General features: G+C 42.9%; 12 protein-coding genes and 1 pseudogene. 4 read left to right on the top strand and 9 right to left on the bottom strand.

The genetic code is table 11. The features are described 5' to 3' along the window. Positions 1 to 941 precede the first annotated feature (941 nt). The gene (locus tag IQ270_RS11335; RefSeq protein WP_193973320.1) at positions 942 to 2,066 is read left to right on the top strand and encodes an EAL domain-containing protein; all 1,125 of its coding nucleotides are present in this window, start codon (positions 942 to 944) and stop codon (positions 2,064 to 2,066) included. A gap of 42 nt (positions 2,067 to 2,108) precedes the next feature. Here the strand turns inward: IQ270_RS11335 and IQ270_RS11330 are convergent, their stop codons facing one another. Continuing rightward, positions 2,109 to 2,984, bottom strand: a complete 876-nt coding sequence (locus tag IQ270_RS11330; protein WP_193973319.1) for an SDR family oxidoreductase — start codon at positions 2,982 to 2,984, stop codon at positions 2,109 to 2,111. 181 nt (positions 2,985 to 3,165) lie between these two features. After that, entirely contained in the window at positions 3,166 to 3,951 is a 786-nt protein-coding gene (xth, locus tag IQ270_RS11325; protein WP_193973318.1) for an exodeoxyribonuclease III, read from the bottom strand. A gap of 181 nt (positions 3,952 to 4,132) precedes the next feature. Here xth and IQ270_RS32265 point away from each other — a divergent pair, with 181 nt between their 5' ends. The 3 genes and pseudogenes from IQ270_RS32265 to IQ270_RS11305 all read left to right on the top strand — a co-directional run bounded on the left by IQ270_RS32265 (position 4,133) and on the right by IQ270_RS11305 (position 5,501). Further along, on the top strand, positions 4,133 to 4,270 hold the full coding sequence (locus IQ270_RS32265; protein ID WP_193973324.1) for a transposase family protein: 138 nt from the start codon (positions 4,133 to 4,135) through the stop codon (positions 4,268 to 4,270). Between the two features lie 99 nt (positions 4,271 to 4,369). Continuing rightward, positions 4,370 to 5,200, top strand: a pseudogene (locus IQ270_RS30935) (ISL3 family transposase). 103 nt (positions 5,201 to 5,303) lie between these two features. Next, on the top strand, positions 5,304 to 5,501 hold the full coding sequence (locus IQ270_RS11305) for a YgiT-type zinc finger protein (protein ID WP_193973316.1): 198 nt from the start codon (positions 5,304 to 5,306) through the stop codon (positions 5,499 to 5,501). Positions 5,502 to 5,638: 137 nt separating this feature from the next. Here IQ270_RS11305 and IQ270_RS11300 read toward each other — a convergent pair whose 3' ends face one another. The 7 genes from IQ270_RS11300 to sir form a co-directional block, all read right to left on the bottom strand. Beyond that, positions 5,639 to 6,232, bottom strand: a complete 594-nt coding sequence (locus tag IQ270_RS11300; protein ID WP_193973315.1) for a hypothetical protein — start codon at positions 6,230 to 6,232, stop codon at positions 5,639 to 5,641. Positions 6,233 to 6,268: 36 nt separating this feature from the next. Beyond that, entirely contained in the window at positions 6,269 to 6,814 is a 546-nt protein-coding gene (locus IQ270_RS11295) for a hypothetical protein (RefSeq protein WP_339384126.1), read from the bottom strand. Positions 6,815 to 6,861: 47 nt separating this feature from the next. Then, entirely contained in the window at positions 6,862 to 7,275 is a 414-nt protein-coding gene (locus IQ270_RS11290; RefSeq protein ID WP_193973313.1) for a lysozyme inhibitor LprI family protein, read from the bottom strand. Positions 7,276 to 7,644: 369 nt separating this feature from the next. Continuing rightward, a complete protein-coding gene (locus tag IQ270_RS32260; protein WP_228056261.1) occupies positions 7,645 to 7,872 on the bottom strand; it encodes a type II toxin-antitoxin system PemK/MazF family toxin in 228 nt (75 codons plus the stop codon). After that, the gene (locus tag IQ270_RS11280; RefSeq protein ID WP_193973312.1) at positions 7,862 to 8,092 is read right to left on the bottom strand and encodes a hypothetical protein; all 231 of its coding nucleotides are present in this window, start codon (positions 8,090 to 8,092) and stop codon (positions 7,862 to 7,864) included. The genes IQ270_RS32260 and IQ270_RS11280 overlap by 11 nt, the downstream gene beginning before the upstream one ends. A gap of 50 nt (positions 8,093 to 8,142) precedes the next feature. Next, the gene (locus tag IQ270_RS11275; RefSeq protein WP_193973311.1) at positions 8,143 to 8,946 is read right to left on the bottom strand and encodes a 16S rRNA (uracil(1498)-N(3))-methyltransferase; all 804 of its coding nucleotides are present in this window, start codon (positions 8,944 to 8,946) and stop codon (positions 8,143 to 8,145) included. 252 nt (positions 8,947 to 9,198) lie between these two features. Continuing rightward, positions 9,199 to 11,187, bottom strand: coding sequence for a sulfite reductase, ferredoxin dependent (sir, locus tag IQ270_RS11270; RefSeq protein WP_193973310.1), 1,989 nt, complete (start codon positions 11,185 to 11,187; stop codon positions 9,199 to 9,201). Positions 11,188 to 11,232 lie beyond the last annotated feature (45 nt).

The following is an 11,232-nucleotide window of genomic DNA, read 5'->3' as shown; positions in this document are numbered from 1 at the left end:
TAAAGCATACAGCAGACCCACTCAGTTTTCGCTCAGATGCAAAATAGGTTGCCTAGATTGAGCGAAAATATGGGCTAGGATGGCGGAAAGTGGTAGAATACTTCGGAGAGCTTAATTCAAATCCTGTCATCCCGATTTTCATTCCTAAATTGGATATTCGATCGCCAGTAAGTTTGCTTTGGTTTTGTTTTGGGCGGTGTCAACGCAGCTTTCTGCCCAATTTCTGCCAATTCCCCATTACCTTAACTTTTCTGGGGTACTCTTATTACCATAGGTAGCCTCTGAGGATTTATCTAAGGATTTATTTGACCTATGGTTGAATAAATCGTCCTGCTGTCTATACTTTTGGTGAGCTCAAATTGTCGATCGGGCAGTTAATTCCCTTGACCCCAAAAATCAACTGTTGCCGCTATTTGGGCAAAGCCATGTAGAGAATCAGGTGTCAAGAATTAGAACATCTGTAGAGACTAGAAAGCAAGTTTGAATATTCTGCTTTTGTTGAGATTCGAGGCTCTCCTTGGTTTATTATGATGGATACGGTATCAGACACAACTGTTCGCGATGCTGTGATGCCTTTGGAGTCAGGATATGCGGTTTGTTTATCACCACAAACTCAGGAGAGCCAGATTCGAGACTGTGTTTGATTTTATGTAGTCGATCGATGCTGAGAAATTGCACCACGGTTTGAAACTAGAGGCAAATAAAAACACAACAATAATTGTTAACGACCAGTTAATCAATATTTACACGTTGAGGTAGATGTATTAATAGCGGAATAAGTTTATGATGAAGCTGTAAGCTGTTGCAGCATTGAAATTTTATCTAAGAAACAAAAAAATACTGAGTGGGGTGTCCCCCCGCCCTGAATATGCAATGTGTATTTGTGCCACAGCTGATCTCTAACCGTTGTCAACTTTATCCAAAAATCGGAGGATATTTTAGTGCAAAGAAGTAGCAAAGCCTTCGGTTCCTGCTCTCGCTGCGAAACGGTACCCGAAAAAATAGTGGGGAGCGGAGGCTTATACCTGTGGTTTCCAGTATCGCACACGCTGAACAAGGTTATTTCTGCACTCACCACAGCAAAACTTCAATTCCAGCTTTTAGAAGAGAGCAAGTGTTTGTACGTTACCCTTGAGGGAATAGCCAAAGAAAACTTTAGCGCCCTAGCCTCATCGAAGCTGACAAATCAAGAGTTGAAAGATACAAAAGTTTTGTGGATGCGCGAAGTTGAACAGCCGAAATTTAGCGATTTTTATCGCAGCACTTCCTTAGACTCTTTTCTTAACTTCAGCAAGTCTGATTGGCTGTTAGATTTGTTGTACGAAGAACGAATTACTACGCATTTTCAGCCCATTGTTTATACGTCAGATACTTCTAAAATTTTCGCCCACGAAGCCCTACTCCGAGGAATTGACGAAGAGGGAAACTTAATTCCTCCGGGTAAGATTTTTGGCCAAGCTGAATCGGCCGGTATAATTTTTCAACTCGATGCTTTAGCCCGCACTCGCGCTATCCGCGAAGCCAAAGTGCACGAACTCAAAGAACTACTTTTTATTAATTTTTCTCCGACTGCTGTTTACGATCCCGCTACGTGCCTGCGAATGACTGTGCAGGCTATTGATGAATCTGGAATTTCTCACAGCAATATTGTTTTTGAAGTATCGGAATCTCAGCATCCTCCTGATATGGAGCACTTGATTAAAATTCTGAGGTTTTACCGAGAAGCGGGATTTTTAATTGCCCTGGACGATTTTGGCAGCGGTTCTTCTAATTTAAATTTGATGCACCAGTTGCGGCCGGATTTTCTGAAGTTGGATATGCAATTAATTCGGAACGTTCATCAAGATTTTTATAAGGCACTAATTACTGAAAAAATGTTAGAAGTTGCCGCTCAATTAGATATTAAAACTGTTGCTGAAGGTGTGGAAACTGTGGAGGAATTGGAGTGGGTTCGACAGCGGGGAGCGGATTTTGTTCAAGGTTATTTGATTGCTAAGCCTTGTTCTCCACCGATCGCAGTTACCAGCTATATTGGTGGTGGTGAACCTGTTTTTGTGTCTGCTTAAAACGTTCGCAGTTGCGGGAAAGCGCAACTGCGAACGAGTCTTTTAAACGCTCAAATTACGGAGCAAAAAGCTTTCTAGAGATTCCATTCTCATGCCGTAGATAGACTCCAAATTTTGCACTTCTTCGGAAGTGCAAAAAAATTCGTTACCCAACAATACCCGCAAAGTTCCTAAGTCTTTTTGAGCTTGAGGATTCAACAAACCCAAGGCATTTCGTAAGCCGTCAAACACAACCAAGGGCGGGTTAATTACCACAGGTTCGCGATTGAACAAGCGTCCGAAAATTCGGGCAATATCGTCTCTGGTCAGAACATCGGGGCCGCCGACTGCTAAAATTTGGTTGCGCGCGCCTTCGACTGTTGGCGAGTTTGCGGCAATCTTTGCTAAGTCGTCGGTACTCACAACTGAGGTGCGGTTTTTGCCATCGCCAATCAGCAGATAAATTCCGGTTTCTCGAAATCTTTCGGCGAGTGGCAGCAGGCTGGAAGCAAAACCGGCGGGCCGCAAAATGGTATAGTTTAATCCGCTGTTTTGCAGGTATTTTTCGACTTCTCGTTTGGCTTTGAATACTGCGGAATCTTCGTATCCGCGATCGACTCCCAGTACAGAAAGAAATACAAAGTGCTGTACTCCTGTTTCTTTGGCACAGTCGATTAGTTCTATGTTAGCGCGGTAGTGTACTGCTTGAACGTCGCCGCCAGTGCCGTGGGTGCTGATGATGTACTGCACTCCTTGGCAAGCTTTTTTAATATCTTTGTCTTGTTTTAAGTCGCCGATAAAAATATCTGCGCCTCGGTTTTCTAGTTCCGAGTAGCGAGATGCGAGGCGAACAAAGGCGCGAACAGGCTTGTCTTGCTGTCTAATTTGTCGTACTATTCGGCGGCCTAGTGCGCCTGTTGCTCCGGTTACTAAGAACATGATTTTTAGATGTTGGTTGTTATCTAGATTTTGTACCTTTGTTTAGAACAGGCTGTCCGGCCTGTTCCACAAAGAGTGAATTTTCTTGTGGGGAGTAGGGGTTTGGCATCCTGCCCGCCCATAAAAGAATTGTTGAGAATAGTGCAAGATGTCAGTTGTTATTAACCTTATAACTTATAAATCAAATTTCGACAATTACGGGGGTGTGGTCGCTGGGTTTAATCAATTTTCGGGGAGCAATATCTATTGTACAGTTTTTTGCTTTTTCGTACAGGGAAGCGCTGAGATAATGGTGGTCGATTCTCCAACCGTTGTTGCGGGGAAATGCGGCGGCGCGATAGTCCCACCAGCTATAATGGCCGCCTTCTGATGTGAATTTGCGGAAGGGGTCGCTCAGTCCTAATTCTATGATTTCTGTTAATGCGAGGCGTTCGGCTACTGATAGGCCAACTGAGTTTGCAGCAGCTTTGGGATTGTGGATATCTCGATCGTCCGGTACGATGTTGAAGTCGCCGCAAATGCACAGGTTGGGCAAGTTGTCTAGTGCTATTTTGAGGTATTCTTGGAGCAGTTTGAGCCAATGCAGCTTGTATTCATATTTCTCGCTGCCGACTTCGGAACCGTTGGGAACGTAGACGGAGATGATGCAAATATCGTCTATAACCCCGGCGATGAGGCGCTTTTGTTCGTCGAAGCTGCCGACGGTTTCGGGGCCGAGAAGGGGGGAAAATCCGGTGCTGATTTGTGACATGGGCGACCGGCTAAAAATAGCTACGCCGTTGTAGGATTTTTGACCAGAAATGTAACAGTTGTAGCCGAGATTGGTGAAGGGTTCTAGGGGGAAGTCTTTGTCTGTGACTTTGGTTTCTTGCAAGCAGAGAACGTCTGGGGAGTTGGTTTGCAACCAGTTGGTAACGTGTTCGATGCGGGTGCGGATTGAGTTGACATTCCAGGTGGCGATTTTCATTAATAAGGTGAGGTGAGAGAGAGAGCTATCGCACCTATTTTAACCTATTTTATTCACTGTCAAGTTACTTGATTTGATGGCGTTGCTGATTTACGGTATGAAAGACTAAATATGCCAATCATAGAAACCAGTACCCAGTACCCACAAAGCTTCTGGACTTTAAACTTATTTTTTTTATACCCTGATTAAGCAACGCCTTGATTTATCATGGGGAGAACAGCCAGTATTTTTAGAAATAAACAGGCGACAGTTTAAATGTAAAAAATGTGGCAAACCATTGGGAGAAAAATTGGACTTTGTGAACAACCGAAGAACTTAGACAAAACGACTGGCAAATACAACAATCAAGTCAGTTTTGTCGAGTGATATTCACAGTGTAGCAAAACAAGGAGTAGTCACAACAGAAGAAATAGAAAGAATGTTGTCAGATGCTTCAGAAAAATTATCATTAAAACCATCAAATTTAAAAAAACTAGGAATTGATGAAATATATTTAATCAAAGGTCAAGGAAATTACAGTGCCGTATTAATCGATTTAGAAACATCTAAATTAATTACAATTGTCAAAGGAAGAACACAAACTGAAATCGAGCCAGTCCTAAATTCATGGGGTTCAGAGGTTTTAGAAGCAATAGAAGAAGTAAGTATAGATTTGTGGAAAGGTTACAAAAGCCTAGTACAAAAACTTATGCCAAATGCTCAAGTAGTAGCGGATAGATTTCATGTAATGGTACAAGTCAACAAGGAGTTAGATGCACAAAGAAAGCGCGAAAGAAGGCAAGTAATAGATTTAAGGGAAAAATCAAAACAGTCCAAAAAAGCAGTAGAATGTCAAGAAATATTAGAGGTAATAAACGAAAGTAAATATTCATTATTAAAGAATAAAGATAATTTAAATGAGGAGCAAAACATCAAATTAATGCAGGTTAAAAAAACTGTTTCCCAATCTGGCAGAAATGCATAAATTAAAGAAAGATTTCGACAAGTATTTGAAAATAAAAAAACAAATTGGTTGAGGGGATTGTTGAGAATTGGGATCTGGCAAAAAAGAGCCAAACAATATTTTCCAGATACTGTGAAGACTATTACTAATTGGTTTGATGAGATAATTGCTTACTTTGATAATAGGACAACAAGTGGTATTGTTGAAGGTATTAACAACAAACTTAAGTTAATAAAACGTTCTGCCTATGGCTTTAGGAATTTTGAAAACTACAAAAATAGAGGTTTGCTCTCCTGGGCATTTTAAGTGTTAGTTTAGCATACCAAGTAAGGAAGAACCGTAAAAATCCTTACTTTATAGGAACCAGATAGGGAAATTTGGATGAATTTTAAGTTGAGGATAAATCAAAATGAACAATGACATTTTGCCAGAAACAATGGTGGAACGAAAGGTAACTTATACGCTTGAAATTAATGGTAAGTTTATTATTGAAAATATTCCTGCTAGAGTGTGTTTGGAAACGGGAGAGCGATTTTTTTTGCCTGAGACTGTGGAACGGTTACAGAAGGTGATTTGGGAAGATATAAAGCCTACTAGGGTGATTTAAACACCTGTTTTTGAGTTTGTTTAGCGGTTGGTTAAATTTAAGTTAAAGTTGATGGGAGTTAACGCTTAATGTCTAGGTATCTTTGCGGATCCGATCGCCCAAGACTGATGACACTATGGTATTATTATTTGAGAGTTTTACGGCAAGTATCGCAAAGATTCCCAAACCCGGACAGCTTCTCGGGCGCTAATATTGCTACAATTAGATAACTCTGGAGGCGCGGTATCTAAGAAAAGACGAGAACCCGCACCAGTAAATCTGTAAAATGGGCCTTTTCCCATCCAATTTCCTGTTAAAGTAGGACCAGACAATCTAGGGTTTTTACGATACTTTAACACTGCGCTTTTGCCCAATATTGAATTGTTGACTGGATAACTTCGTTCTAAGTCAGTCGATGGCATATCGCCAATACCGCCACCTGTGGATTCAATAGCAAAGCAAGAGTTATTGGGGTTGCGATAGATAATTGCGTAGTTAGGGCAAAAACGGCGGACTCCCGAAGGACAAGGTTTAACTTGAACGCTAGCGACCTGAAATCCATCGGGAACATAGCTAGGAATGGCAACTTTAGTTCCGAGAGACTTAAGCTGATTTGTTTGTTTGTCAGATAGCTGAGTATTGGCTAGGAATTGTCGTTGATTTGGCGATCGCTGGGCCGTTACAGATTGTATGCTGGTGGCGGCTAGGATTGCTGCGATGATGGTGATGATTCTGGGCGATCGCATTTTCATGAGTTTTCTTGATCTTTGGTAGGGATTTTTGCCAGATTACGAACAGCCTTCTATATACTCTACTTCAGGAAGCCTCCCTGAACGAAAGCGAGTTACACGATTTTTGCTAGTCTCAAAAATAATCCGGTAGTTTTTGTCAGCCGCATCTTTAGGTACAAAAGTTAAATATTTGCCATTTTGAGGTGGACTGCCAACATAAGGATGTGGAGTTACTTTTATTTGCCCTGGATACAGCTTAATAATTTGTTGTTGGGTATTCCCAATTTTAGCTCCTGCGATCGTGGTCGTGCGATCGTTGTTAATATCTACTCTGGCAATACGATCCTTTGCTACCATAAAGGAAATTCCTTTTGGCGCTCCTTGTGGGCGAACATAGGAACACTGATATTCGTCCATACCCCCACTCCCACTTTTAATTAATTTAATTCCAGCAGAGCGTGAGGCTTCATCAACGGTCATTCCTACTCGGATCGGTCCTATGCCATTAATTGCTAATTTCGATCGCTCTGTGAGTTGCACTTGAGCGCTGACTGATGTTACCCAAACCGCAAAAATGATAATTGTGCCAATTAGTAACGTCACAAACTTAGTTGAAATGTTTAATTTTAGCATCGATCGCTATGCCTCGTTTATCTCTGTAAATATTTTTCTAATTCCCCTGTGCGTTGTTTGGTAATTCGCTCCAAACATTCATTCAAAAAACCTCTATGACCCGTACCGCCGCGATTTTGATAGACTTCAAATTCGCAGGTATTATCTCGCACTTTAATCCACCCTAATTGTGCTTCTGCAAGTAGCGCCTTCTCTTCCTTGCTCAACTTACCAATCAATTGTTTGTAAACATCATTTAGTCGCTCGTCTGCGAGTTCATACCTCAAGCGAATACAGGCTCTAACTTCTACATCCCCTTGAGGCCGATCGCAATTAAGCTGTTGAGCCATGACAGAGCGCTCATATTGTACCAAAACTGATGTTGTAGTTAACATTGTCAAAAGCGCGATTGACCAAAAGAGCGATCGGTCTTTTCTAAATTCTATTTTCATTGGTTCTCACTTTACCTATTTTATGAATTTTTGGTTGTTTGGCAATGGATAATTCGGAATTATTTAACCGCAGAGGACGCAGAGAACACAGAGAGAGCAAAGAGCAATTAGTAATTCTTATTTTTCTAGACTCTTTTTTCATGGCTAGTCAACTCACCTATCTGATAATTTCTCTTAACAGCATACAGGGTAGACCTGATTGATTTAAAATTTGTTTTCATATTTACTCAATTCAATTCGCCCTGTTTCTCAGATTGCTAAAGTGTGCTTGAGTGCTGCATCTACTGCCGTCATATTGACCAAATACCAATTTTGCGATCGATTTCAACTTCTAAAAGTGTCACAAGATTGTCTGTCATAATTACCGAATCAGCTAGCAATCCCGTTTGCTGGCCTTACGGTGTTGCTAGGGAAACAAAAAAACCGGCTTGGGTGTCCTGCGCGGGCTAAATTGCTAGTAATCATTGCCGTAATAGTTTGCCCTAAACCAGTCCCCAGATTATTAGCTTGAACTATCAAAACTGGACGAGGCTTCGCAGTACGCAAATCAGCATTAGGAAACAAAACTAGGACGACATCACCGCGATTACAAGACATCGTAAATATCCATTTCCGGTCGTTCCCAATCCTCTGTAAATCTGCTCAACCTTACCCGTAAATCTCCGGCTTGTTGCCGATCTATACCGCGAGATGGCAGCTCTACAAACCCTGATTCTGACAAAAAAGTAACAATAACTTTCCCTTCTGTTAATTCCTCGGGAGTTTCTAATAATTCAACTTTGCCATTTCGATATATACCTTTTACTGATTTTAACATTTTAGTTTTTTTCTCATAACTAACTCACATTTTAGCTGAGCTTACGGTATCTAACAACTTTCAGAAGTATTTTTGGATAATTGGTATTTCTCAAAAGCAGCTCCTACTAATGATAAAGCAACTATCGGCGCAGTCACCGCCCTCAAGATTCTACTACCCAAAGAAACAGGTTCAAAATCAAATTCGATCGCCCTTTTTACCTCACCCTCCGTCCACCCACCCTCGGGCCCAACAGCAATCGCGATGGATAATTCTTTCCCAGGGGGCGGGCAGGGGGGTGCCGCCCCTACAAAGGGAGGCTCGAAACCAGCTAACAAACAATCCCACAAATGCCTGTTGTCTCCGCGAGCAACACAAATATATCGATATTTCTGACTGCAATCTTGGACAGCAAAATCAAATGAAACAGGTTCCAAAACCGCCGGCACAATTTGACGTTCCGACTGTTCCGCCGCCTCCTCCGCAATCTTTCTCCAGCGATCGACTTTTTGACTGCTGGGTTTGAGCAAAGTTCGATCGCTCGTCACCGGAACAATACTTGCCGCACCCAACTCCGCCGCCTGTCTGACAACCTCGTCAAAGCCGTTTCCTTTGGGCAATGCCGCAATCAAAGTTACCTCGACGGGTAGCTCCCGGTTCACCGCAATCTCCTCTGTTATCGAGGCAATTAACCCGGTTTCTTGAGCTTTTAGGACTGCTAACCACCAATGTCCGCAGCCGTCCATCGCAATAAATCGATCGCCCTGATTCAAACGCAGCACCCGGTTTAAATAATGCTGCTGTTGTCTAGTTAAGTCGATTGTGCGATCGCGAATTTGGGCGGCATTAACTGTTAGTCTTTGTAATTGAGGCATTAAATTTTAGATTATTCGTTTTTCTATTAGATTTTTTTTCTTTAACCGCAGAGAGCGCAGAGAACGCAGAGGAAGAGAGCATGAGAGGGGATAGGTAGGCGGGGTTTTAACGGCCTGGAAACAATAAAGGCAAAGCATTTACAACCAGATTTATGTTAAAAATCTAAGTTTTTTCTGCAAATGCTCTGCCTTTATGTTATTTTTGCGTGAGGGCTATTTGATGCGATCGAAAATCGAAAAGCGAAAATCGGCTTATGCTTCCTCCTTAATCTTCTTCAAATAAGTGGAAATCGCCTCTGTCGCTAGCTGTGTAATCGGCTTGCCCTGACGGGCTGCTTCTTCCTTGAGCTCGTTGTAAATTTCATCGCGGACGCTAATTCGACGGCGGACTTTGCCACCGGCAGCAGTGACAGTCTCGTTTTCGTCGCCGTTACTAGGCGTAACTTCTAAATCATTAATCTCAGTTGTCATCGAGTCAGCAGATTGGTGATTGGTTACAAATTGACGGATAGATTCTAACCCAACGCGATCGCAAAAATTGCCAAAACTCTCGCTTATTTGCCGTTTTTGCTTGAAATAAACAAAAATTGGCTCCAGAAAAGCTTCAAAATCATTGACGTGCAGCTTTTCCTCAATTGGTTTTGCCAGCCGCGTCTGCGAGGGAGAACCGCCCAGCCAAATCTGGTAGGATTCTGGCGAACTCCCGACAAACGCCAATTCTGCCATATAAGGGCGGGCGCATCCGTTGGGGCAACCGGTCATCCGCACCACAAAATGCTCGTCTTCTAAACCAACTTTGGTCAAAAGCGCCCGAATCCGCTCTAAAATGCTGGGAATTACTCGCTCCGACTCGGTTATCGCCAACCCGCAAGTCGGCATTGCCGGACAAGCCATCGCATAGCGCACTAAGGGGTCGATGGCTGTTTCTCGCTGAATGCCACAGCGATCGAATATTCCCTGAATTTCTGATTTGAGATCCGGCGAAATATCGTAAATCAAAACGTTTTGGTGCGGTGTCACCAACATCGGCAAATTGTACTTCTGCACGATTTCCCGCAAAGCGGTTTTTAGCTGAAACGAACCTTCATCTTTGATCCGGCCGTTGTCTACGGAAATGCCGACAAATAGTTTACCGTCGCCTTGTTCGTGCCAGCCCAAGAAATCTAAATATTTCCACTCTGGCAACGGTTTAAATTGTTCTAGCGGCTTGCCAAAATATTCGGCTACTTTTTCCCGAAACCACTGTACGCCTTTGTCGTTAATCAGATATTTCAGTCGCGCGTGCCGTCTGTCTGTGCGATCTCCAAAATCTCTTTGGGTTGCTACAATTGCCTTGACCAAATTGTAAACATCGTCTTTAGCAACATAGCAAATCTCATCAGCAAGCCGCGCAAAAGTCTCTTCTTTATTGTGAGTGCGTCCCAAACCGCCCCCAGCAAACACGTCAAAACCTTGCAACTCCCCAGCTTCATTGGTAATTACCACCAAGCTCAAATCCTGAGAGTACAAGTCTACCGAATTGTCTCCCGGTACCGTAACAGAACACTTGAACTTCCGCGGCATATAATGGCTGCCGTAAATCGGTTCTTCTTTGTCGTCAAATGTTGTGCCATTGCCGTTTGACTGTCTTGCAGCCTTGATTGCTGGATCTTCCTCCCCTGAAACAGCCTTTTCTCCATCCAGCCAAATTTCGTAATAAGCGCCGGTTTGCGGTGTCAGCAAATCGGCGACATTGTTGGCGTATTTCAGCGCATATTCGTATTCTGAGCGATTTTTGTACGGTGCTGGCGGTGCCATGACGTTGCGGTTCAAGTCGCCGCAAGCTCCCAAGGTTGACCCCATATTTTTTATTATTGAGGAAAACACTGCTTTAAGATTTTTCTTCAACACGCCGTGAACTTGGAAGCCTTGACGTGTTGTGACGCGGAGTGTATGGTTGCCGTATTCTTCCGATAGCTTGTCTAACGTCAGATATAGCTGCGGCGGAACAAACCCGCCGGGATTGCGGGTGCGGAGCATGAACTGATAGTCTTTTTCTTGTCCTTTAACTCGATTGTCGCGGTTGTCTTGCTGGTACGAACCGTGAAATTTAAGAATCTGAAGCCCTTCTTCGGTGAAGTGGGTTGTCTCTTGTAACAGTTCGGTCGCAACGGGTTCTCGCAAATAATTGCTCCGTTCTTTGAGACCTTCTGATTTAGAGGGCTTGCGCGCGACAGGGGTTGAAGTGGAAGATGCGATCATGGAATGTATAGTGCTAGTTATAATTTAGATACAGCCGATCGAATA

The sequence above is a fragment of the Microcoleus sp. LEGE 07076 genome, assembly GCF_015207455.1.
Lineage (GTDB): Bacteria > Cyanobacteriota > Cyanobacteriia > Cyanobacteriales > Microcoleaceae > Microcoleus.
This window is presented reverse-complemented; position numbering and strand designations above follow the sequence as displayed.